The sequence below is a fragment of the Marinifilum sp. genome (genome assembly GCF_965230805.1).
Lineage (GTDB): Bacteria > Bacteroidota > Bacteroidia > Bacteroidales > Marinifilaceae > Marinifilum.
In genome coordinates, this window is sequence record NZ_OZ246019.1 from 4213739 (window position 1) to 4237763 (window position 24025).

17 protein-coding genes and 1 riboswitch are annotated in these 24025 nt (G+C 37.3%); of the genes, 7 read left to right on the forward strand and 10 right to left on the reverse strand.

Translation table 11 applies throughout. From position 1 onward, the window contains the following. Nucleotides 1–29: 29 nt before the first annotated feature. From ACO05S_RS16355 to ACO05S_RS16365, 3 genes are all read left to right on the forward strand, one after another. Nucleotides 30–2270 (forward strand): GH92 family glycosyl hydrolase, encoded by a 2241-nt coding sequence (locus ACO05S_RS16355; RefSeq protein WP_421919088.1) that lies wholly within the window; start codon nucleotides 30–32, stop codon nucleotides 2268–2270. Between the two features lie 18 nt (nucleotides 2271–2288). Further along, entirely contained in the window at nucleotides 2289–4172 is a 1884-nt protein-coding gene (locus ACO05S_RS16360) for a sodium:solute symporter family protein (protein ID WP_421919089.1), read from the forward strand. A gap of 114 nt (nucleotides 4173–4286) precedes the next feature. Beyond that, on the forward strand, nucleotides 4287–5255 hold the full coding sequence (locus ACO05S_RS16365; protein ID WP_421919090.1) for a glycosidase: 969 nt from the start codon (nucleotides 4287–4289) through the stop codon (nucleotides 5253–5255). 595 nt (nucleotides 5256–5850) lie between these two features. Here the strand turns inward: ACO05S_RS16365 and ACO05S_RS16370 are convergent. The 6 genes from ACO05S_RS16370 to ACO05S_RS16395 all read right to left on the reverse strand — a co-directional run bounded on the left by ACO05S_RS16370 (nucleotide 5851) and on the right by ACO05S_RS16395 (nucleotide 12723). Beyond that, nucleotides 5851–6264, reverse strand: a complete 414-nt coding sequence (locus tag ACO05S_RS16370; protein WP_421919091.1) for an HU family DNA-binding protein — start codon at nucleotides 6262–6264, stop codon at nucleotides 5851–5853. A gap of 326 nt (nucleotides 6265–6590) precedes the next feature. Then, nucleotides 6591–8276: an asparagine synthase B gene (gene asnB, locus ACO05S_RS16375; RefSeq protein ID WP_421919092.1), complete on the reverse strand. Its 1686-nt coding sequence runs from the start codon at nucleotides 8274–8276 to the stop codon at nucleotides 6591–6593. A 203-nt stretch (nucleotides 8277–8479) separates the two neighbouring features. Further along, the gene (locus ACO05S_RS16380) at nucleotides 8480–9928 is read right to left on the reverse strand and encodes a redoxin domain-containing protein (protein WP_421919093.1); all 1449 of its coding nucleotides are present in this window, start codon (nucleotides 9926–9928) and stop codon (nucleotides 8480–8482) included. Nucleotides 9929–10493: 565 nt separating this feature from the next. Continuing rightward, nucleotides 10494–11228 (reverse strand): peroxiredoxin, encoded by a 735-nt coding sequence (locus ACO05S_RS16385; RefSeq protein WP_421919094.1) that lies wholly within the window; start codon nucleotides 11226–11228, stop codon nucleotides 10494–10496. Nucleotides 11229–11451: 223 nt separating this feature from the next. Beyond that, a complete protein-coding gene (locus ACO05S_RS16390) occupies nucleotides 11452–11835 on the reverse strand; it encodes a hypothetical protein (protein WP_421919095.1) in 384 nt (127 codons plus the stop codon). Between the two features lie 54 nt (nucleotides 11836–11889). Next, nucleotides 11890–12723, reverse strand: coding sequence for an FRG domain-containing protein (locus ACO05S_RS16395; protein WP_421919096.1), 834 nt, complete (start codon nucleotides 12721–12723; stop codon nucleotides 11890–11892). A 451-nt stretch (nucleotides 12724–13174) separates the two neighbouring features. Between ACO05S_RS16395 and ACO05S_RS16400 the strand changes: the two genes are divergently transcribed. The 4 genes from ACO05S_RS16400 to nrdG all read left to right on the forward strand — a co-directional run bounded on the left by ACO05S_RS16400 (nucleotide 13175) and on the right by nrdG (nucleotide 18192). Then, nucleotides 13175–13672: a hypothetical protein gene (locus ACO05S_RS16400; protein ID WP_421919097.1), complete on the forward strand. Its 498-nt coding sequence runs from the start codon at nucleotides 13175–13177 to the stop codon at nucleotides 13670–13672. Between the two features lie 268 nt (nucleotides 13673–13940). Further along, the gene (locus tag ACO05S_RS16405) at nucleotides 13941–15065 is read left to right on the forward strand and encodes a DEAD/DEAH box helicase (protein WP_421919098.1); all 1125 of its coding nucleotides are present in this window, start codon (nucleotides 13941–13943) and stop codon (nucleotides 15063–15065) included. 190 nt (nucleotides 15066–15255) lie between these two features. After that, nucleotides 15256–15451: riboswitch (cobalamin riboswitch) on the forward strand. Nucleotides 15452–15587: 136 nt separating this feature from the next. Next, nucleotides 15588–17723, forward strand: coding sequence for an anaerobic ribonucleoside-triphosphate reductase (nrdD, locus tag ACO05S_RS16410; RefSeq protein ID WP_421919099.1), 2136 nt, complete (start codon nucleotides 15588–15590; stop codon nucleotides 17721–17723). Continuing rightward, nucleotides 17692–18192, forward strand: a complete 501-nt coding sequence (gene nrdG / locus ACO05S_RS16415; RefSeq protein WP_421919100.1) for an anaerobic ribonucleoside-triphosphate reductase activating protein — start codon at nucleotides 17692–17694, stop codon at nucleotides 18190–18192. Before nrdD ends, nrdG begins: the two co-directional genes overlap by 32 nt. Before the next feature lie 130 nt (nucleotides 18193–18322). On the opposite strand, the gene ACO05S_RS16420 is transcribed toward nrdG, so the two are convergent. The 4 genes from ACO05S_RS16420 to ACO05S_RS16435 all read right to left on the reverse strand — a co-directional run bounded on the left by ACO05S_RS16420 (nucleotide 18323) and on the right by ACO05S_RS16435 (nucleotide 23668). Then, complete coding sequence (locus tag ACO05S_RS16420) at nucleotides 18323–18838, reverse strand: biotin/lipoyl-containing protein (RefSeq protein WP_421919101.1); 516 nt, start codon at nucleotides 18836–18838, stop codon at nucleotides 18323–18325. 2 nt (nucleotides 18839–18840) lie between these two features. After that, nucleotides 18841–20328: an acetyl-CoA carboxylase biotin carboxylase subunit gene (locus tag ACO05S_RS16425; protein ID WP_421919102.1), complete on the reverse strand. Its 1488-nt coding sequence runs from the start codon at nucleotides 20326–20328 to the stop codon at nucleotides 18841–18843. 84 nt (nucleotides 20329–20412) lie between these two features. After that, nucleotides 20413–21954, reverse strand: coding sequence for an acyl-CoA carboxylase subunit beta (locus ACO05S_RS16430; RefSeq protein WP_421919103.1), 1542 nt, complete (start codon nucleotides 21952–21954; stop codon nucleotides 20413–20415). Nucleotides 21955–22000: 46 nt separating this feature from the next. Then, nucleotides 22001–23668, reverse strand: coding sequence for a putative transporter (locus ACO05S_RS16435; protein ID WP_421919104.1), 1668 nt, complete (start codon nucleotides 23666–23668; stop codon nucleotides 22001–22003). Nucleotides 23669–24025: the final 357 nt, after the last annotated feature.

Consider the following 24025-nt stretch of genomic DNA (forward strand, 5'->3'; position numbering starts at 1 on the left):
ACGAATTCAACACCTACAAAATCTAAATCATGAAACGCATACCAGGAATTGTAATTCTACTGTTTTTTTGCTTTAATGGCTTTGGACAATATACCAACTATGTAAATCCCTTTATTGGAAGCACCAACTTTGGAACCACTAATCCGGGTGCGATACTGCCACGTGGAATGGTATCCGTAACCCCGTTTAATGTCTCCGGTTCGGATATCAACAAATACGATAAAGATGCACGCTGGTGGTCTACTCCATACTCTTGGGATAACTCCTTCCTTACGGGATTTTCGCATGTGAACCTGAGTGGAGTGGGCTGTCCCGAATTGGGAGTAATCCTATTGATGCCAACAAGGGGTAAGATACTGGCAGATCACAAGCAATATGGTTCTGTTATGAAAAACCAAGAGGCATCACCAGGCTATTATGCTACCGAACTTGAAAAGTACAATATCAAGGCGGAGCTGACCGCTACCAAACGAACAGGAATTAGCCGATATACTTTTCCGAAAGGCGAATCGAATATTTTATTGAATCTGGGATTAGGATTAACCAACGAGCTGGGGGCTAAGCTCAGAATCGTTAACCACAAAGAAATTGAAGGTTCGAGAATGACAGGTTCTTTTTGTTATAAGGATGGATCGGAGCGCCCTGTTTACTTTGTAGCCCGATTCAGCAAGCCTGCTAAGAAATTTGGAGTTTGGAAAAATATGCCCGAACTACAGGCCGAAGCAGAATGGAGTAAAACCTCAGGCCAATACAAATACTACGATGCCTTTACCGGTGATATGTTTGGAAACGAAATAGGAGCGTATTTTACTTTTGATACCGAAGATAAAGAACAAATTATTGTTGAAATTGGAGTGTCCTATGTGAGTATAGAAAATGCACGTTTGAATCTGGAAGCAGAATCGAATGATTTTGATTTCGAAAAAACAAGAACCGAAGCAAAGAAAGAATGGAACGATATCTTGGGAAGGGTAAAGGTTGAAGGCGGATCCATAGATCAGAAAACCATTTTCTACACGGCTTTGTACCATACTCAAATTCATCCCAATATCATTAACGATGTAAACGGACAATATCCTGCAATGGAATCGTTCGAGATTAAAGAAACCAAGGATTGTAATCGATATACAGTCTTTTCTTTGTGGGATACCTACCGAAACTTTCATCCCTTAATGGCACTTCTTTATCCGCAGGAACAGTTGGATATGGTTCGTTCTATGGTAGATATGTACAAGGAAAGTGGCTGGTTGCCTAAGTGGGAATTAAACTCAAAAGAAACTCATGTGATGGAAGGCGACCCGGCAATTCCTGTTATTGTAGATTCGTATATGCGTGGTTTAACCGATTTTGATGTAGATGCTGCCTATGAAGCAATGCATAAATCGGCCACTATCGAAGGAGCAAAAAACAAATTGCGCCCCGATATCGACCATTACCTGGCAAAAGGCTATGTGCCAATCGAAAAGGAATTTGATAACTCTGTATCGCATGCACTGGAGTATTATATTGCAGATTGGAATCTGGCGCAATTTGCAAAAGCACTTGGCAAGAAAGCAGATTATCAGAGGTTTTTAAATCAATCTAAAGGATATAAAAATTACTATTCGGAAGAGTTTGGAGTATTAAGGCCTAAACTTTCTGATGGTACTTTCCTAAAGAATTTTGATCCGAAACAGGGCGAAAACTTTGAACCTTGTCCGGGCTTTCACGAAGGAACAGCTTGGCAGTATACTTTTTGTGTGCCTCACGATATTAAGGGGCTAAGCAAATTAATGGGAGGCAAAAAGAAATTTGTAGATAAGCTGCAAATGGTTTTCGATGAGGATCTGTACGATATGGCCAATGAGCCGGATATCCATTATCCATATCTCTTTAACTATTTTAAGGGCCAAGAATGGAGAACTCAGAAAGAAGTTCGCCGCATAGTGAATCAATATTACAAAAATGCTCCTGACGGAATACCCGGTAACGATGATTGCGGAACCCTATCGGCTTGGGTAGTGTACAGCATGATGGGGATGTATCCCGTTTGTCCGGGAAATACCGATTATGCATTAAGCTCTCCGGTTTTCGATAAAATTACCATTGAACTAAATCAAGAGTTTTATCCCGGAAAAAAACTGGAAATCCTTACAAAGAAAAGCAATGCCAATGATATTTATATCAAGAGCATTAAGCGAAATGCTTCGAATCATTCGGGCTACTTTATCAATCATTCCGACTTGGTAAAAGGAGGAACAATTGAATTTGAATTAAAATCACGTAAGTAAAAACTAACTCAAACTACAATGAATCTATCAGTACTCGACATTTCCATTATTATTGGATACATCATTTTAACCATTACTATTGGTTATCTGCTGTCGGCTAAGGCATCAAAAAACTTATCGAATTATTTTTTAGGAGGCAATAAAATTCCTTGGTACATGCTTGGGGTTTCCAATGCTTCGGGCATGTTCGACATTACCGGAACCATGTGGACAGTAACCATACTGTTTGTTTATGGTTTAAAATCGGTATGGATACCATGGCTTTGGCCGGTTTGGAACCAGATTTTTTTAATGATGTTTTTGGCAATTTGGTTGCGCCGCTCCAATGTAATGACCGGAGCTGAATGGTTAAAAACAAGGTTCGGCAATGACAAAGGTTCGCAGTTATCGCATTTAATTGTGGTACTTTTTGCCATAGTTAGTGTTATAGGTTTTATTACTTACGGATTTGTTGGAGTAGGGAAGTTTGCACAAACATTTTTTCCGTGGAACTTGCAAACTCACTTGATGGGAATTACCATTAATTCTGAGAACATGTACGCCATTATTATTATGGGTGTAACTACACTTTACGTGATAAAAGGAGGGATGTACTCGGTGGTATTTACCGAGGTCTTGCAGTTTGTAATCATGACCATTGCCTGTATTATGGTTGGGGTAATAGCCATGTCGCTGGTTACGCCCGAGCAAATATCAGGTGCCATTCCCGAAGGATGGAAAGACATTTTCTTTGGATGGAACCTTAACCTGAATTGGGACAACCTAATACCCGCCGTTAACAATAAGATCGAAACCGATGGTTATTCTTTGTTCTCGGTACTGATGATGATGATGTTATTTAAAGGAGTATTGGTAAGTATCGCAGGTCCTGTACCCAGTTACGATATGCAAAGAATTTTATCAACCGAAACTCCTAAAGATGCTGCCAAAATGAGTGGTATTGTTTCGCTTGTACTCTTTGTTCCAAGGTATTTAATGATTACCGGTTTGGCAGTGTTGGCTTTGGTGTATTTGGCTCCTGAATTCAATAAAATGGGAACAAACATCGATTTTGAAATGGTACTGCCTTATGCTTTAAATAACTTTATTCCGGTTGGAGCAAAAGGATTGTTACTGGCTGGTTTGGTAGCTGCCTTCATGTCTACTTTTGCCGCAAATGTAAATGCCGGTCCGGCTTATATTGTTAACGATATCTATAAAAAATTTATAAACCCCAATGCCTCACAAAAAAAATACATTCGAATGTCGTATTTGGCATCTTTTGCAGTGGTGGCAGTTGGAATATTCTTTGGCTTTTTTGCCGAAAGTATCGATACAGTAATGAAATGGTTGGTAGGAGCTTTGTTTGGTGGATATACCGCATCGAACCTGTTAAAATGGATTTGGTGGCGATTCAACGGATTTGGATATTTTTATGGAATGCTTGCAGGTTTGGTAGCATCCTTAGTTGCACCCTTGGCTTTCCCCGAAGTATCGCCAATCTACGCCTTCCCGTTTATTTTCTTCTTTGCATTGGCATCGTCAATTATTGGTAGTTTGCTTACCAAACCTGAGCCTGACGAGGTATTGATAAAATTCTACGATAGTGTTCGCCCTTGGGGATTTTGGAAGCCGGTGTACCTAAAATTGAAAGAACAAAAGCCTGAAGCAAAACCAAATAATGATTTTTGGAGAGATATGATGAACTGTACCATTGGTACAGGTTGGCAGATGATGTTGATACTTATTCCTATTTATTTGATGATTGGTGAATTTATGTCTCTAACCTGGGTAATTGTTCTATTTGTGGTATCGAGCGTAGTGCTTTATTTTACTTGGTATCGAAAACTGAAAGATTATCCTGATGACTACAAGCATGAGGCTAAAAAAGAAGAAGACAATAAAGAAAGAAAATTGGCTTGATAGTGTTAAACTGCCTAAAGTACTTAAGGTAATTGGAGTGACTGAAGTACTTAGCGTGCCTGACGTATAAAACTGAATGAAGGACTTAAATCTTGGAATAAAATTAATATCAAAATGACTAGTAAAATGATTATGCCGTGGGAGGATCGTCCTAAGGGATGTGATGATGTGATGTGGAGGTATTCTAAAAATCCTGTGATAGGAAGATATGATATCCCTTCTTCGAACAGTATTTTTAATAGCGCGGTAGTGCCTTTCGAAGGTGGGTTTGCAGGTGTTTTCAGATGCGATAATAAAGCAGTTCAAATGAATATCTTTGCTGGTTTTAGTAAAGATGGCATCCATTGGGAGATCAATCATGATCCTATAGAAATGCTTGCGGGCAATACCGAAATGATTGAATCGGATTATAAATACGACCCTCGTGTTTGTTGGATTGAAGACCGATACTGGATTACCTGGTGTAACGGATACCACGGACCAACAATAGGAATTGCATACACCTTCGATTTTAAAGCGTTTTACCAGTGCGAGAATGCATTTTTACCCTTTAACAGAAACGGGGTGCTGTTTCCCGAAAAGATTAATGGCAAATATGCCATGCTAAGTCGCCCAAGCGATAATGGCCATACCCCTTTCGGGGATATTTACATCTCTTACAGTCCGGATATGAAATACTGGGGCGAGCACCGTTCTGTAATGAAAGTTTCTCCATTCGAAGATAGTGCCTGGCAGTGTACAAAAATTGGTGCCGGATCGGTGCCTTTCAAAACCGAGGAAGGCTGGTTGATGTTCTATCATGGTGTAATTAATACCTGTAACGGATTTCGTTACTCAATGGGAGCCGCTTTGTTGGAACTGCAAAATCCTGACAAAGTATTGTACCGTAGCAAGCCATATTTGCTGGCTCCGGCAGCACCATATGAATTGGTGGGTGATGTACCAAATGTAGTGTTCCCTTGTGCAGCTTTAAGCACAGGTAACAAAGTTGCGGTATACTACGGTGCAGCCGATACGGTTGTTGGAATGGCCTTCGGATATGTTGATGAGATTATTGATTTCTTGAAAAACAATTCGCTGTAAAAGCAATTGCTAAGCAATAAAAGACTTGTTGGTATTCCAACAAGGAGTTAGATTAGAATTAGTTATTAAAAAGGATGAAGCCTGCGGGTTTCATCCTTTTTTAATTGCCGAAGTTCAATTTCCCCCTTTCTCCTCGAAAAAACCTTTGATGCTTTCATCTGTTTTAGGGTATCAATGGTTTGTTAACGAAACCTCAAGTTATATACAGAAAGCTCGTTGGAGGTTTTAAAGCTTAATGGAGCTCGCATCAACGTTAGTATAAAACAAGTCTCGTTCTTAATAAAATATCAGTACTAAAACGAAATCAGAAACTTAAGTATGCTTTGGCTTTTGAACCACTAAAAGAGTATGCTTACACAGAAAGCTCCTTATTGCCTAAGCGATTCGTTGCAGAAGAAAAAAGAATGGTAAAAGCCATTACAAAAAATAATAGGTGCCACTTGTAAAAGTGATACCTATCATTTTTTAAAGTAGTACTTACAACTTTTAAAAGTTCTACCTACAACTTTAACAAGTAGTAGTAACAACATTTAAAAGTTGTAGTAAGAACTTTAACAAGTTGTAGTAACAACATTTAAAAGTTGTAGTAAGCACATTATTCAGCAGAAGCTTCATCAGGTTCATCAATATGAATTTTCTCGAAATCTGCACCATTAATTTCCTTCTTAAATAGCTTACCCGGACCGAAATTAACCTTTGTTCCTTCGATTAATGAAGCGTTAAAATCCTCTTCCTTTTCAGCTCCTTTGCTTTTAGCGCTTAGTCCAAAACTTCCAAAATCACCCAGGTCAACCTTATAGCCATCGGCTAAGGTTTCGGGTACAATTTGCAGAAAACCCTCGATTACCGATAATACATCCATTTCGTTTAAACTGGAACGTACTGCAATTTGCTTTGCTATAAAACGATTGTTACGCTTGCCTACACTATTAATTGAGGCATAATACTTAGGTGCAGCTTCGCGATTTGAAGGGTTTAGTTTGGCAATAACTTTATAGAAGATGCTCATACTTGATAATTATTAAATTACTATTAAGATATTTTTAAGTAAGTGTGAAGTTATTAAAATAAATCAAATTACCAATATAAAAAGGAAAACATATAAAGTTAAAATATGTTTATTTTTAATTAATACGATTTAAAACTCAATAAAATAAGCATTTACAGAATGTAGTTCGGATAATAGAATTAATCTATTAATAATAAAATACGGTTCTATTGATCTGTTCTAGTATTTATAATAGAATATGGAATGTGCTTATGTGTTGTGTGGGGGCAATAAAAAAAGCTCTTTCAGTATTGAAAGAGCTTGTATTTAAAATCTATTGTACTTATTTATTTTTCAACTTTCTTTTCCTGATATCCATCATTATGAACTGAGTTTACAGCTCGTCCTGATGGATCGGCATTGTTTTGGAAAGCCTCGTCCCAAGCCAAAGCTTCGGCAGTACTACATGCAATGGAAGGAATCGAAGGAACACATGCAGCTGCTGTATCCGACCCAAAATGCTCGGTAAAAATTGCCCTGTAGTAATATTCTTCTTTCGACATTGGCGGATTAACAGGGAATCGATAAGCTGCATTGGCCAAATGTTCATCACTAATTTCATTTTCGGCAATATCACGCAAAGTATCAATCCAGTTGTATCCAACACCATCCGAGAACTGTTCTTTTTGTCTCCAGGCTACCTCTTTGGGCAAGTAATCTTCAAATGCTTTACGGATTACCCATTTTTCCATTTTTCCATCCTTGGCCATTTTATCCTCAGGATTAATTCTCATGGCAATGTCCAGGAATTCTTTATCCAGAAAAGGCACACGGCTTTCAACTCCCCACGAAGCCATCGATTTGTTGGAACGCAAGCAATCGAACAAGTGAAGCTTGCTTAGCTTACGAAGTGTTTCGGTATGGAACTCTTTGGCATTAGGTGCTTTGTGAAAATACAAGTATCCTCCAAACATTTCGTCGGCACCCTCGCCCGAAAGAACCATTTTAATCCCCATCGATTTAATCACACGAGCCATCATATACATAGGAGTAGAAGCACGAACGGTGGTTACGTCGTAAGTCTCCAAATGATAGATTACATCGCGAACAGCATCTAAACCTTCCTGAACGGTAAAGGTAATTTCGTGGTGCACCGTATCAATAAAATCGGCTACCTTACGCGATGCTGCCAAGTCTGGCGAACCTTCCAAACCAATAGCAAAAGAGTGCAATTGTGGGTACCAGGCATCTTGTTGATCTCCCGATTCTATGCGCTTGGATGCATATTTCTTGGCAATGGCTGAAATCACAGAAGAATCCAGGCCACCGGAAAGAAGTACACCATAAGGAACATCAGACATTAACTGGCGATGAACGGCATCTTCCAGTCCTTTGCGAAGTGCTGCCATATCAGTTTGGTTGTCTTTTACGTTCTCGTAATCCATCCAATCGCGTTGATACCACTCTTTGATCTCGCCATCTTTGCTATACAAGTATTTTCCGGGAAGGAATTCTTCAATTTTGTTGCAGTAGCCTTCTAAAGCTTTTAATTCCGAGGCCACATAGTAGTTTCCATGTTGATCCCAACCTTGATACAAAGGAATAATTCCCATGTGATCGCGACCTACCAGATAAACATCCTTTTCCTTATCGTACAATGCAAAAGCAAAGATTCCATTCAAATCATCAATAAAATCGATTCCTTTCTGCTGGTACAAAGCTAAAATTACTTCGCAATCAGATTTGGTCAAGAACTCATAGGATCCGTTCATCTGATTTCGAATGTCCATGTGATTATAAATTTCACCATTAACAGCCAAGACCAAATTGCCATCTTTGCTGTAAAGGGGTTGTCCTCCTGATTGAGGATCTACAATCGAAAGTCTTTCGTGCGATAAAATCGCTTTTTCACCACAGAATATACCTGACCAATCGGGTCCTCTGTGACGAATTTTCTTGGACATTTCCAGTACCTGAGGGCGCAATTCTTTTGCATCTACCTTCAAGTCGAATACTGCTACGAATCCACACATAAAAATTTAATTTAATAGTTACTTAAAAGTCGCCAAATGGTAGTTTGACGACTGGTTAATTTGATATACGCTTTGAAAATACGATTTTATTTCCAAAATGTATTGTAATCCGGATGTGATATCGTTTGCGAACTGTAAATTCGATTTAATTGACTTTTAAGGCAATGGAATTGATTCATTATCTCGATAAAAAAAAAGACACTTTAAATAGTGCCTTTGTCTTGATTGTGCTTTTTAAGATCGTTATCCAGAAAAATTTTTAGGTTATCGATATCCAGTCTTTTTGCGATAATGTTTTTGTCTTTATCCAGCAGGTAAATAATTGGGGTGGTAAACACATCGTAAAAGATCCTAAAGTTTGTTTGGTAATCAGGATCATAGCAATTGATAAAATCATAGATATCGTAATCGTGAATGGCATTTTCCCACATTTCTTTTTGATCTTGCGTGCAAACAGCAAATACTTTTAAACCTTTATCACTGTAGTGGTCAAGAATTTCCTTTTTTAAACGAGGAGTGGCTTTCTTGCAATGTCCGCAATCGGGTTCCCAAAAATACAGTACGGTGTAGTTTGCCTCCACTTCATGTAAGCGAACATATTCGCCTTCGAGTGTTTGCATTAATAAATCTTGCGCTTTCATTCCCAAAAGATTGAACTGGGTTTTAATCACCCTTTCGCGAATGTTTGCCATAAGTGTAGAATCGGCCCAATTGGCCTGACCGCTCAAATAATATTTTTTGGCGAGATTTACGAAGGCAGCATCCATTCCCATCACCTTGCTTTTTACTGCATAGTTAAGAGCATATTGTGTTAGGTATTGAAAAAAGATGGAATCTGGTCGAGCTTGCTCAATTAGCTGTACCGATTCTTTTACAATGGTATCAGGACTTTGTACTAGTATTTTCTCGAAAAATAAATCCAATTTCTTTTTAAGAATCGGTGTGCGCAAATATCTTGAATCAGCAAAATCTACATGATCGAAATAATGATTCTTATTGTATAGATATGATTTCTGTTGAATTACTTTTTCTCTATCAGGGGTATTTTTAGGAAGCTCACTTTTAAAATCAGGGATTTTTGGAGATAAAGTAAACTGAGCAAATTTCGGAACAAATGAGTTTTCAGGAAATTTTGCCTTTAAGCTCCCAATATATTCTCTTACTTCCACATCGGCATTTTTAAACTCCTTTTTGTATTTTTCTTTATCTGATTCCTTGCTTGTTTTCTTAAAAGCTTCTTGTAATTTTCTTGATTTTTCATTTTGTGATTTCATGAAAGTCTGAAAGTCATGAAAACCTATACTTTCTTTTGATCCTGATATGGCAATGCTTTCAATAAAATCATTAGGGTCGGCAGTAACAGCAAACTCTTGATCTTCACCAATCAGCAAATCAAAGTATTTCTGACTTGGCAGGTAAATCACATAAATTCCTTGGTCAAGAATCTTGTCTTTTGAGAAAACACCCTTGCCGTTTATCAATTGTGTAGTGTCATCGGCAAATATTCTTCCATCGAAATAATGAGCAAGATATGCTGTTGAATCACTACAATTTAAAAGTTGTATCGAGATATTGTATTTCTGTGCATTTAGCTTTGCGCAGGTAAATAAACTGAAAATCAGTAAACAGAGAGAAATAATTTTTAGTTTCATTTGTAAACATCTATTGATCGTTATAAAGTCAGCGAAAATTACAAAACTTTTTCAACTGAAGAGTATTCTGTCAATATTTAATACCGGTTTTATTATGCGCTAAGATGTATTTAATGCTAATACCAGCAGGATGTTTAACGTGAAATTAAAAAAAATGTTTGTGTTGAAGCTTGCCGAGCACGTGAGTGAAGCGTGAATAAGCTTCTGTGGCAATATTCTTGGTCGAAGCTATTCAACGTGAGTTCGACGTAAAATTCTATCCACAGAAAGTTATATTTGGGATAGATTTGCATTAAAAATTTGGAAAGAATAGCGGGCTATTTAGAGGAATTTTTAATGTGAAGATGTCGTAAAGAGAACTTTCCATTATGTGTTTGCCTGCTTTAGGCATAAATTTCCTCAAATCTTCTTGAAATATCCCGATATTCCTTAGAAAATTTGAGAAAATTTTTACTCAAGATCAGATCAAACTGTGAACGAATTTTACGTCGAACTCACGTTATTCAATAAAGAAAACCTGCCAGATGATTGTGGCAGGTTTGGTTTTGTGAAACAAGCGCTGGCGCTAGTAAGCAGTGGTTTCTTTTCTTAAAATTTGATTCCAAATTTCCTCTTCCTTTAGTTCTTTTGTGCAGAAAAACCAATCGTAACAGGTGATATCTTCATCGGTATTTTCCATTCGATCTTTTGCCACCCCACACGATCCGGCAGGAGGGACTATTACTTCATCACCCGGCTTCCAGTCAGCAGGTGTGGCAACCGAAAACTTGTCGGCAGTTTGCAATGCCACAAGTACTCTGTATATTTCTTCGAAATTACGACCTAAGCTCAATGGATAATAAATAATGGCCCGAATAATGCCATGAGAATCAATAAAGAACACAGCTCTTACTGCTTTGGTGCTGTCTTCGCCTGGTTGCACCATACCATACTTGTTGGCAACTTCCATTTTAATATCTTCAATAATTGGGAACTGTACCTCAATATCTTTCATACCCTTGTATTCAATCTTTTCTTTTATTGTTCTAAGCCAGGCAATATGGCTATACAAACCATCAACCGAAAGACCTACTAAATCGCAATTGACTTGATTAAATTGGTTTTCCATTTTTGCAAAGGTCATAAACTCTGAAGTACAAACCGGTGTAAAATCAGCAGGATGACTAAATAAAATTACCCATCTTCCTCTGTAATTATTTGGAAAATGGATATCACCTTGGGTGGTAATTGCTCTAAACTCAGGAGCTTTATCCCCAATTCGCGGCATATTAAGCGCATTAAGATCTTTGTTTTCGTTCATGGCTTTAAGTTTTGATATTTATGGATTTATAAAAAGATTCTTCACCATTGGCTTTATAGCAAGGATTTAATTGTTTGAATAAGATAAAAAGCAGAGATTACAGACTACAGGAGCATCTGCTGAAGTATATTAAAGTTACTTCATTATGCAACCGATGTCAATAGAATGACAGGTGTAAAGGCTTAATTTTAAATGAGTTTTAATTAAGAGGATGGGGGGAGGCTCAATCTTTTTTAGCTTGATTTGAGTCTATTTCAAGCCATTTCATTGCATCTGCTTCGGTATAGAATACCTTGGCATTTTGTATTCGTACCTGAATTTCGAAAAGCATAGCCATAGGAGTATCGTAGGAGTGACTTACAAGAATGGCACATTTGTTTAGAATGGGACTGTATTTTTCGTATTCGTTAATGTAATCGTCTAAGTCTTTAATATTAAGAAGAACTTTAGCGCGAGTAAAGTCTGAAATTACATTATAGGTTTCATCAAATCGCTTATCTTTTCTTGTGCTAAGGGTGTGCTGAATCAAATCATTCCACTTAAAATAACCGTAGTAGAACTCTTTTATCAGCTTTAAATCAGGAATAATATCATACTTGAACTTCATACCTTAGGCTTTTAATTAAAGATAAAGAGATCAATTTGTTCAAACAAAAAAGTTTTATCGATGATTGGATTCCTGTCTTGAAGTCTTCAGTTTTGGCATATCAGTAGGAGAATAGTGACGGCTTAACCATTTGCTCAACCCATCCATTCCCGGAAATAAAACCCTTTCATTAATATTTACCTGATCTAGTTTATCGCGTATTTCCCATTTTATTTCGGCAGGAATCCTAATTCTAAAATACAAGTCAGGTTTGTCCATTAACCAGGAGTTTAAAATTGAAGTGGAATGTGACATGAATGTAAAAATTGCATATTGGTTTACAATTCGGTCGTCTAAAGATGGAGGTTCAAATGCCACAACAAAATCTGATTCCTCTTTAGATAATTCCCTAAGGTCTTGATAGGTTTCCTGTAACATGTCAATGGTAAAACTATTAGAACCAATTTGATGCAGTCTGGCTTGTAAGTTTTCGGGAAGATAGTTTTTTAAGTTTTCGTAATTTAAAGCCCAAATCACACCATCTTTATGAAACTTATCAATTTCGGCAGTGGCAAAATGGAGTGCAACATATGGAGAGTAAGTCCAATCCAGAAGTCTTGTTGGCAATCCATGGTGTTGAGCCAATGCCAACCATTCCCAATCTGATTTACTATTTATATTGGGTCGTGATGAGTACTTCTTAAAATTACGCAAAAGGTGAAACTCCAACTCTTCATATGGTCCTTGCAAGCGGATGAGTGAGGTTTTTAGTTGGTAATCAAATTTTGATAAGCCACGGTAAATATAGGGAGAGCGAACTCTGTTTATCTGATCGTTAAAAGAATCAGTAAAGAGAAGTTCTTGTAATTGCAACCAGGATTTGGGAATAATTTCTTTTTTAAGCTCCATATGAATATTGTTTAGCTACAGTATTTAGCAAAAATGTAAATTATTATTCAGGTGAAATGTGCATGATTAAAATAATTATTAGAACATACGACAGTGATTATTTTGATCATGCGGATTCCATTTCTCAAATAAAAGAAAATTATAAACAGATGAATGTGTTTTTCTGATTACTCCAATTAAAGTTAATGATTTAATCACATGAACAAGTTGAAGTTGCGAATAAAAACAACCCATTTCACCAAAGATTTAGGTAATAAATTTGAACTTAATCATCAAACCTTATTGTAAGAGTTTTTAATAATTGCTACGTGCAAACGTTAGTGTGTTAAATAAACTTAAATGAGGAAATATTCTGTATTTATTTTGGAATAAGATAAGCGGATAATTATTATACTTGCAAGCCATCCTGCGCAAAAAACTACTTATTATTAACACACGCAATTTTTAATGTATGGAAAATTTAAAAACACTTGTCAAGTGGACAAGATTAGGACTTGTAGCCCTATTTCTTATTACTGTTGCGATACAGTTAAGCTTTAGTTTAATGGTTACTTATTATGATTTTGAGGTTCCTTTTTTAATTCATAAAGAAAATATGCCATGGTTCAACATATTGGGAGGAGCAATCATATTAATTGAAGTCGCCGCAGGATGGATACTGTATCGAAGCAGAACCAATTATATTAAAGTTCTTGACAAACTGGAAGAAAAATTAAAAATATTTGGGCGGATCTATTTCGTTCTATTGTTGTTGATTTGTGCTGGTGCAAGCACTTCATTAATTGCATTTGCTTTTACGCATGAATTGCTTTGGTATTTTCCTTGGTTAATTTGTATGTATTTTATTGGTAAAAACTTTCCTTTTAGACTAAATCTTTTTCATGAAATGGGAATTGTTGATGAGGAAGAACGAAAATTGTTCTATAAAAGAAAAACAGATCTGGACTAGGCTGAGCCCGATCAAAGCCGGGATTGTTAAGGTTTATAAGTATCAAGAAAATTAGTTGTTGTCTTGATACTTTCTACTTTTCGATAGAATACGTGATATAATTTACTTGGTGTATAAAAATCTTTGTAACAAACACACGAAAAATTAATATATGCTCTAAGTCCACCAGACATGGAGTTTGAGATAAGGGAAAAAATAATTCACCATTTACAACTCATAATTTTAAATTGTTTATACTATTTTTGCAGCCACATTAAAATTAATAGCCGTGGATACTTTTAAGGAACTAGGTGTAAACAAGAATATTGTTCAGGGATTAAATGAGTTGGGAATCATTCATCCTACGCAAATACAAACAGAAGTAATTTCGGTTCTGTTGAATGCTGATACTGATTTAATTGGTCAAGCACAGACCGGAACCGGTAAAACTGCTGCTTATGGCGTGCCATTGTTGCACCGGGTTAATCCTAAACTGGATAAAGTTCAGGGATTGATTCTTTGCCCTACACGCGAACTTGGTTTGCAAATTGCAAAGCAGTTGTTCAAGTTCACAAAGTATAGCGAGAAAACTTTTACAGAATGTGTTTATGGTGGAGCGCCTATCGAAAAACAGATTGCCAATTTGCGTCGACCAACACAGATCATTGTAGCCACGCCTGGTCGTTTAATCGAGTTGGTAAAGAAAAAAGCTGTTGATTTAACCTCTGTGAAAACTGTTATTTTAGACGAGGCGGATGAAATGCTAAGTATGGGATTTAAAGACCAATTGAATGAAATTCTTACTTACCTTTCGAGCGTTGAGAACAAATGGTTGTTTTCGGCTACCATGCCCGATGGAATCAAGCAAATCATCAAGCACCACATCTCCAAATCAGCTCATAAAATTCAGATCAGCGGAAAAAATGTAGTGAACAAAAATATAAAGCACCAATTCGTATTGTGCGATGATCACGAAAAGCTATCTGTGCTAATGCAGTTCCTTAAATCGGATACCAAAGCTCGTGGAGTTGTATTTTGCAAAACCAAAGAAGCAGCACGACAATTAAACCAACAATTGCAGTCGCAAAAGGTAAAAGTGGATGCCATTCATGGTGACCTGAAACAAATTGAACGCAACAAAGTAATGCGTGCCTTCAAAAGCGAAAAGTTGAGAGTGTTGGTTGCAACCGATTTGGCGGCTCGTGGTATCGATATTGAAGGATTGGCATTTGTGGTACATTACCAGTTGCCTGATAAAGAGGAGTATTACACGCATCGAAGCGGACGAACTGCTCGTGCAGGCAAAGAAGGTGTTTCTCTTTCTTTGGTAAATCATAAAGAGATGAAGAGTTTACGCTATTTCCAAAAAACATTAAATATTGGCTTCAGCCAGATTCGTTCGAAAAGGCAATAAACCGTAAGGACATTCTATGGCATGTCTGATTACATTATGACATGTTCGCAATATGATATAAAACCCATTGTGATTTATTTCTGATGGGTTTCATTTTTATAGAATAAAAAAGTTATAAACCGATAAACCTCATAGAAAATCAGAGGGTTGTCAATTCTTGTTAATAACTGAAATTGCTCAATAAAATTTAAATTCTTAACATTGTTTTGATTTGTAGGTTCCGCAAGGAATAATAGGGAATCACGTGTAATTCGTGAGCTGTACCCGCAGCTGTAAGTCCACATTTAGTGTTTTTGAAAATCTATAACCACTGTTTGCCAATTAGTGAATGGGAAGGTATCAAAAACCGGATAAGCCAGAAGACCTGCCAGAATCATATATATAAATTAGACTTTCGGGGATTGAAGTCTGGTTCAGGTCTGGCTATGTTTTTATTTAGAAAACATATTAATCGCTTCCTGTATCGCTCCCTCTCCTTTAGTTTTAAATTAAAAGTAATTACCATTCAAAAATGATAAACTTATGAGTAGTGCAGAGACTTTAATAGTTAAGAGAGATGGGAAAAAAGTGCCTTTTTCTATTGATAAAATTCGAAATGCTGTAAAAAAGGCTTTTCTATCTGTAGGCAGCTATGCCAGCGACGAAGACTTGGCAAATATTTTACATCGAGTAACTGTAAGAAGTGGTGCAAGTGTAGAAGACATCCAAAATCAGGTGGAGCGATCTTTAATGGCAGAGAATTTTTATACGGTAGCCAAATCATACATGCTTTATCGTCAAAAGCATTCAGAAGACAGGGAAACGAGGGATCGCATTAAATTCTTAATTGATTATTGTGGTGCAGGAAACGCTGCTACAGGGAGTAAATTTGATGCCAATGCAAATGTTGACAGCAAAAACATTGCTACACTAATAGGCGAATTGCCAAAAGGAAATTTTATCCGTTTAAATCGTCGTCTGCTAACCGATCGCATCGATAATATATTTGGCAAAGAATTATCGAACAAATATCTAAGTTACTTAAACCAGCATTTGCTATATAAAAACGACGAAACCAGCCTTGCTCCCTATTGTGCAAGTATTACCATGTATCCTTGGTTGTTGGAGGGCACTTCAAAAATAGGAGGTAACTCAACGGCTCCAACCAATTTAAAATCCTTTTGCGGCGGTTTTATAAACATGGTTTTCATCGTATCGAGCATGTTAAGCGGAGCTTGCGCAACGCCTGAGTTCTTGATGTACATGAATTATTTTGTGAGCAAAGAATACGGCGACGATTACTATAAGCGTAGCAATGATGTGGTTGATTTATCACTTAGAAAACGCAGCATTGATAAAATAATAACAGATTGTTTCGAGCAAATAGTTTACTCTTTAAATCAACCTACGGGTGCGCGAAACTTTCAGGCAGTCTTCTGGAATATTGCTTATTACGACAAATATTATTTCGAAAGTTTGTTTGGAGAGTTTGTGTTTCCTGATGACAGCAAACCACAATGGGAATCGTTAAGCTGGTTGCAAAAGCGCTTTATGCAATGGTTTAACAAGGAACGTACAAAAACCGTTTTAACATTTCCTGTAGAGACTATGGCATTATTGTCGGAAGACGGGGATATTAAAGATAAAGACTATGGCGATTTCACTGCAAAAATGTATGCCGAAGGCCATTCATTCTTTACTTACCTGAGCGACAATGCCGATAGTTTAAGTTCATGTTGTCGTTTGCGCAACGAAATTCAGGATAATGGTTTTAGTTATACTTTAGGTGCAGGAGGTGTATCAACAGGTTCCAAAAGTGTATTAACCATTAACCTTAACCGATGCGTTCAGCAAGCTAAAAGAGAACAGATACCGTACATCAACTATTTAGAAGAGGTAGTGGACTTGGTGCATAAAGTTCAAATTGGCTACAACGAAAACCTAAAAGAACTACAAAGTAAAGGGATGCTTCCGCTGTTTGATGCAGGATACATTAATCTTAGTCGTCAGTATCTTACTATTGGGGTAAACGGACTGGTCGAAGCTGCTGAGTTTTTAAACATCGAAATAAACGATAACCCTGAATACGTAGCCTTTACGCAAGAAGTTTTAGGGCTGATAGAAACCTACAACAAGAAATATCGCTCTGAGGATTTAATGTTCAATTGCGAAATGATTCCAGCTGAAAATGTTGGTGTTAAGCATGCCAAGTGGGATAGAGAAGATGGTTTTTTTGTGCCGCGCGATTGCTATAACAGCTATTTTTATGCAGTTGAAGACGAATCCTTAAATATTATCGACAAGTTTAAGGTTCATGGCAAAAAGTATATTGAGCATTTAACCGGTGGATCTGCATTACACATGAACTTAGAGGAGCATCTAAGTGAAGTTCAATACCGCCAGTTACTTAGGGTTGCATCTAAAGAAGGCTGTAACTATTTTACCTTTAATATTCCCAACACTATTTGTAACGAATGTGGGCATATCGATAAACACAACTTAAATGTATGTCCTAAATGTAGCAGTAAAAATCTTGATTACCTCACTCGTGTAATTGGTTATATGAAAAGAGTGAGCAGTTTCTCTATAGCTCGCCAAAAGGAAGCTGGACAAAGGTATTATGCTACAGATTTTAAAGGAACAGAAGTTGAAGAAAAAGAATATGCTCAAGTATTATAATTACGATATTGTTTTTCAGGAAATTCCTAACGAGGTAAGTTTGGCTATTAACATTACCAATTGCCCAAATCGTTGTAAAGGATGTCATAGTCCTCACCTGCAAAAAGACATTGGAGAGGTGCTTGACGAAAACTGTATCGTTTCAATAATGGATAAATATGCTTCGGCAATAACCTGCTTTTGCTTTATGGGGGGAGATAACTCTCCCCATCGGGTAGCAGACTTGGCTCATTTTATACAATGCAAGTATCCGAAAATAAAAACGGCATGGTACTCTGGCTGTCCTAATTTGCCCAAGAACTTTAATAAAAACTCGTTCCGGTTTATTAAATTGGGTAGCTACATCGAAGAATCAGGACCATTGGAAAGTCGAACCAGCAACCAACGTTTATTTGAGATCCAACATGATGGGTCTATGAAAGACATTAGCTACCTGTTTAAAGCGAATAAACAGAGAGCTGTTTTTTGATGTATTGTACACAAAACGATCTACTTTTAGCAAGGCCGTGATGAAAAATTTGGCAAATCGCAGCAAGGATTTAATTATCACGAGGCTTCCAGCTTGCAAACAAGAGGCCTCGTGACAATCAGTAATGGACTTACTCAATTTCCATTAACAGCTGATTCGCCATTACATTATCCCCTTCATGAATCAATAGCTTTTTTACAATTCCAGATTGAGCACTAAGCACCTGATTTTGCATTTTCATTGCTTCCAATAGTAAGAGAGGACTTCCTTTTTCAACCACACTTCCTTCGCTTATTAGAATTTCGCTAATTTTCCCAGGCATTGGCGCTATAATCTGACTATTGTTTTTTTGCAAATTGTTCTTGCTAAGCTTTTCTTTGCGCTGAAAAGAAGATTCGGTATCGATGGTGAAATTGTAGGTGTTTCCATTAATGGAAACGCTACATTTATTCTGTTTCAATTCGATAATCTCGCCAACAAATTGCGTTTCTTTATAATTTACAATGAATTCTTCTTTGTCGGTTTCTTTGATACTGAATTTTCCTTTTTTCGAACGAGATGAAACAACTTTATAGTTTTGAGTTTTTATGGTATATGTGTTTTCTCCTGAAAGCACAAATATTTTATTTTTCTTTAGTGATATCATGCTTAAAATAGTTTACTTCTCATTTTTGAGGCCCAAACAGAAGAATCTTCATGAACCATATTCTTTTCTATATTTTGATTCTCTTTCAAGTAGGCTTGCAGTGCCATAATTGCGGCAGCCTTTTCTTCATCTTGTTCCTGATAATAGGGCTTATCCAATTTCTCAGAAATAAAAGATGTGTTATAGCTTCCATCAATATAATCGGGATGATTTAATACTGATTTAAAGAATGGAATTGTAGTTTTCACTCCCTTGATTACTAAATTATCAATAATGGCAATTGCGTTCTCAATGGCTTCTTGTCTGTCGTTTCCGGTAATAATCAACTTACTAATCATCGAATCGTATGATGGAGGGATTAGTTTACCACTTTCGAAACCGGTATCCACTCTTAGATAACTACAGTCAGGAAACTGCATTTTATCGATAATGCCGGGAGTAGGCGAAAAGTCGGCCTGAACATCCTCAGCATTCACTCTAAGCTCAATGGCCCAACCTTTAATTTTAACATCCGACTGTTTAAACTCTAAGGGCTCACCAACCGCAGTCTTAATTTGTTGTTCAATTAAGTTTATTCCTGTAATGCACTCCGTAATTGGATGCTCTACCTGAACTCGTGTGTTCATCTCAAGAAAATAGAAGTTCATGTCTTTGTCTACCAGAAATTCTACTGTTCCTAAAGTATGGTATTTGATTTTCTTACAAAGATAGAGAGCCATTTCTCCCATCTTATTTCTTAGTTCATTAGTAAGAACAGTAGAAGGAGCCTCTTCCATGAGCTTTTGATGTTTGCGCTGAATAGAGCATTCTCGCTCATACAAATGAACTGCATTGCCATGTTTGTCCGCTAAAATCTGAATTTCGATATGCTTTGGATTTTCAACGTATTTTTCGATGAGTAGGGAATCATCATTAAAGGCAGATTTTGCTTCGTTAACAACAAGCTTGTACATCAGTTCAAGTTCATCAGACGAACGGACGATTCTCATTCCTTTTCCACCCCCACCAGCAACTGCTTTCATGATAATTGGATAGCCAATTTTATCGGCCCAATATTTAGCATCCTTAAAATTTGTGATATTGGAAGTACTACCTTCTAATACAGGAATGTTGCTTTTAAGTGCCAAATTTCTTGCCATTCCTTTGTTACCCATTGTGTAAATGGCTTTTTCGTCAGGACCAATAAATAAAATATCTTCATCTTTACAACGGCTGGCCAAGTAAGGAGATTCCGATAAAAATCCGTAACCAGGATGTATAGCCTCAATCTTATTTTCTTTACAAATTCGTATAAGTTCTTCAACATTTAAGAATATCGAACCATTCGGATTTTCTTCCAAGCTAATGATTTCGTCTGCATAATCAAGGTAAAGAGCATTTGCTTCACGGTTGGTTTGTATGCAGTATACCGCAATTCCCATGTCGCTTGCAGTTTGAGCAATTCTAATTGCAATTTCTCCTCGGTTGGCTATTAATAAAGATTTTATCATTTTAATGATTTTTTTTTGAAAGGAATATAATGAGCCGGAAGCTTCAAAAGCTACGGACTCATTACCAAGTACTAACTAATAAAATTACAATGGAATGTTTCCATGTTTTTTGGCATTTCTCTCCATATACTTATTTTCTAAGGCGTCGAATGCTGATATTAATTTGGTTCTAGTATGCGATGGTTCAATTACTTCATCAACATATCCTTTTTCATCGGCGATGTAAGGATTGGCAATGTTTTCTTTGTATTCCGAAATGAGTTTGTTTTTCGTTTCTTCTGCATTATCGGAAGAAGCCAATGCTTTTCGATGTAAGATTTTAACTGCACCTTCGGGACCCATAACAGCAATTTCGGCGGTAGGCCATGCAAAATTGAAATCGCCCCCCATGTTTTTACTATTCATTACTATATATGCTCCTCCGTAAGCTTTGCGAACGATAACTGTTATTTTAGGAACACTGGCTTCGCTAAAGGCATAAAGCAATTTTGCACCACGCCTTATAATACCTGTATGCTCCTGATCGCTTCCTGGAAGAAAACCGGGAACATCTTCCAATACCAGAATTGGAATATTGAAAGCATCGCAGAAGCGCACAAATCGTGCAGCCTTTTCGGCCGAGTTGATATCCAAAACGCCAGCTAACACTTTAGGCTGATTTGCCACAATTCCAATTACTTTATTTTCGAGGCGTGCAAATCCGGTAATAATATTGGAAGCAAAGTTTTCTGATATCTCGTGGAAACTGTTTTTGTCCACCAAATTTTTAATGATATCGAGCATGTCGTAAGGAATATTGGCTTCTTCGGGAATGATGAGGCCTAATTTTCCCGGGTTTTCAGGTGCTTCGAATTCATTGCCGGTAAGAGGAGGTAAATCTACATTGTTAGAAGGCAGATATTGTAAAAGTTTACGCACCCCCAATAGAGTATGCTCTTCGTCGTCGTAGATAAATTGTGCAACTCCACTTTTTGAGCCGTGGATATCGGCACCTCCCAATTCTTCAGAACTTGTTTCCTCATTAAGAACTTCTTTTACAACGTCTGGACCAGTAACAAACATGTATGCTGTATGTCTGCACATAAAAATAAAATCGGTAAGGGCAGGAGAGTACACAGCACCTCCTGCAGCAGGCCCTAGAATAACCGAAATTTGAGGAATTACCCCTGATGATTTCACATTGCGATGAAAAATTCCAGCATATCCTGCCAAACTGGCAACACCTTCTTGTATTCTGGCTCCACCCGAATCGATCAAACCAACAATAGGATGCCCCATACTAAGAGCCATATCCTGAACTTTCATGATTTTTTCAGCATGAACAGAACCTAGAGATCCACCCATAAAAGTAAAGTCTTGAGCAAAGGCAAATACTTTGCGTCCATTAATCTTTCCATGACCACAAATCACACCATCACCATAAATGTGTGTTGTTATGTCACCGGCAGGCTTTACGAATGCGTCAATTTCTTCAAAGCTATTTTCATCAAAAAGGATCTCAATTCGCTCACGTGCGGTAAGCTTGCCTTTTTTGTGTTGTTTTGCGAAGTATTCCCAATTGTATTGAGCTTCTAATTGCTCTTTGCGAGAGGTGTATTTTTTAAATTGTATTCTATTGTCTTTCATTATATTATTCTTTCAATTACCAGATAATTAATTTGAAAAGGATCAATTAGCTAAAAAGCAACACCAACACCTGAGCCAGCAATACCCTCAGGAACATCACCAATGGGTAAACCGTGGCATAGGCTGTAGATTGTGCCTGAACAGGTGCTATTGAATTGGCAAACTCCAAAGCAGGAGGATCAGTCATCGACCCTGAAAGCAAACCGCATATCGACAGGTAGTTGATTTTTAAAATTCTTGCAATGATTGCGAAAGTAATGAGTGGTACAAAAGTGATGATTACACCGTATAGCATCCAAATGTAACCTTCGTTCAGCAGTGTCTCAATAAAATGCTTGCCTGAAGAAAGCCCAACGCAGGCAAGGAAGAGAACAATACCCAATTCACGAATAAACAAGTTGGCACTGGGGGTCATGTAAAAGTCCATCTTGCCAATTCTTCCGGTATGACCCAGGATTAATGCAATTAATAAGGGGCCGCCAGCCAATCCCAATTTGGCTGGAGCGGGTAATCCTGGAATGTGAATAGGAATTAAACCAATTAAAACTCCTAACAATATTCCCATAAAAATAGGTAATATATTAGGGTGCGAAAGCTCTTTTACCGAGTTACCAAGTAACTTTGAAACTTGAGGGAGTGCAGATTTTTCACCTACAATTCTAACGGTATCACCAAATTCGATACTATCCTCTTCGGTAGGCATCAATTCAACACCATTGCGATAAATTCTGGTGATATTTACAGGAAAACGACGTGATATTCCAATCTGCTTGATACTTTGCCCTGCCAGCTTTTTATTGGTAATCATTACTTGTTTCATTCCAAGTCTACCACTAATTTCCTGTTCTTTTGTTTCATTAATCTTACCAAGGTTCAGCTCAATGTTCTTAAAGTTTACCTGGCTCGAAACACCATATAATTTGTCTCCTTGTTCTATGATTAAATCAGAATCAGCAGCCAAAAACTCACCCTTTCTCTGGATGCGCGAAAGAACAAAATCCTTATTGCAAGTATTGCTTAAAAATTCAATACTCTTACCAATAATATTTTGATTGGTAATTTCGATGTTAATGGCAATCAGCTTTCCATCCAATCCTGTTATCTCTTTTCTGTATTGTTCTTCTTCCTTTTTTACATTAATTCTATAGATTACTCTAAGAACGATCATGGTGATGATAATACCGAATATCCCGAAAGGGTAAGCTACGGCATAGGCCATCCCAACAGTTTGTGTGCTTGCGGCAGCTAAATCAGCATTATTTAATATATCGCCAATGGATTGCTGAGCTGCGCCCAATGCAGGGGTGTTGGTTACTGCTCCACACATTACTCCCGTAATTACCGAAATAGGCACATTAAAAATGAATTTTACTGCTACAGCGGTAAAAAAACCGGTAATAACAATGCCTGCTGCAAGCATGTTGATTTTTAATCCGTTCTTTTTTAAGGAGGGAAGTAAGCGAGGACCAACTTCAAGTCCAATGGAATATACAAAAAGAATTAAACCAAACTCTTTGATAAAGTGTAGGACGTGCGGATCAGTTTCAGCTCCCAGATGTCCGATTAGCAATCCCGAAAATAGGATTCCGGCAATGCCCAGTTTAATTTTTAAGATTTTGATTTTACCAAACAGAATACCAAGCACTGCTACAATACACATAATCATGATGGTTGAGGCAGTTCCAGGTTTAGCGAATAGTTCTAAAAAACTCATAAGCATGGATTTTAAAAGGATTTAGTGCGGCTTCCCTAATAAAAGCCTAATCTAATTACAGCTCATCAATTGTGACTGATACTTACCGATATGATGCTATAAAACCTTATCAGAACACAATTGAAATAATTGAACCACCTTGGGAAGCCGCACTTTATCGACATTGATTTCGAGGGCTAGTCAGGAATCAATACCAAATTTTATTACAAAGATTGTTTACAGAAGTAGTTGTGCAAAAAAGCAATTTGCACAGGAAAAAGTGATGTGTAAACTCCATTACGCGAGGAGTGTTATTTGTTGCTTGCATAGCTAAAACATTAATTGTTACAATTGAATGCTTGCAAACAGAAAAAAGAC

Bases quoted from the DNA above. Each gene is read 5' to 3' on its own strand.
- asnB (WP_421919092.1), bottom strand. From the start codon at position 8,276: ATGTGTGGATTCGTAGCAGTATTCGACTTGAAGGTAGATGCAAAAGAA.
- ACO05S_RS16380 (WP_421919093.1), bottom strand. From the start codon at position 9,928: ATGAAACTAAAAATTATTTCTCTCTGTTTACTGATTTTCAGTTTATTT.
- ACO05S_RS16365 (WP_421919090.1), top strand. From the start codon at position 4,287: ATGACTAGTAAAATGATTATGCCGTGGGAGGATCGTCCTAAGGGATGT.
- ACO05S_RS16370 (WP_421919091.1), bottom strand. From the start codon at position 6,264: ATGAGCATCTTCTATAAAGTTATTGCCAAACTAAACCCTTCAAATCGC.
- nrdD (WP_421919099.1), top strand. From the start codon at position 15,588: ATGAGTAGTGCAGAGACTTTAATAGTTAAGAGAGATGGGAAAAAAGTG.
- ACO05S_RS16355 (WP_421919088.1), top strand. From the start codon at position 30: ATGAAACGCATACCAGGAATTGTAATTCTACTGTTTTTTTGCTTTAAT.
- ACO05S_RS16430 (WP_421919103.1), bottom strand. From the start codon at position 21,954: ATGAAAGACAATAGAATACAATTTAAAAAATACACCTCTCGCAAAGAG.
- ACO05S_RS16420 (WP_421919101.1), bottom strand. From the start codon at position 18,838: ATGATATCACTAAAGAAAAATAAAATATTTGTGCTTTCAGGAGAAAAC.
- ACO05S_RS16435 (WP_421919104.1), bottom strand. From the start codon at position 23,668: ATGAGTTTTTTAGAACTATTCGCTAAACCTGGAACTGCCTCAACCATC.
- ACO05S_RS16385 (WP_421919094.1), bottom strand. From the start codon at position 11,228: ATGAACGAAAACAAAGATCTTAATGCGCTTAATATGCCGCGAATTGGG.
- ACO05S_RS16400 (WP_421919097.1), top strand. From the start codon at position 13,175: ATGGAAAATTTAAAAACACTTGTCAAGTGGACAAGATTAGGACTTGTA.
- ACO05S_RS16390 (WP_421919095.1), bottom strand. From the start codon at position 11,835: ATGAAGTTCAAGTATGATATTATTCCTGATTTAAAGCTGATAAAAGAG.
- ACO05S_RS16360 (WP_421919089.1), top strand. From the start codon at position 2,289: ATGAATCTATCAGTACTCGACATTTCCATTATTATTGGATACATCATT.
- ACO05S_RS16425 (WP_421919102.1), bottom strand. From the start codon at position 20,328: ATGATAAAATCTTTATTAATAGCCAACCGAGGAGAAATTGCAATTAGA.
- ACO05S_RS16395 (WP_421919096.1), bottom strand. From the start codon at position 12,723: ATGGAGCTTAAAAAAGAAATTATTCCCAAATCCTGGTTGCAATTACAA.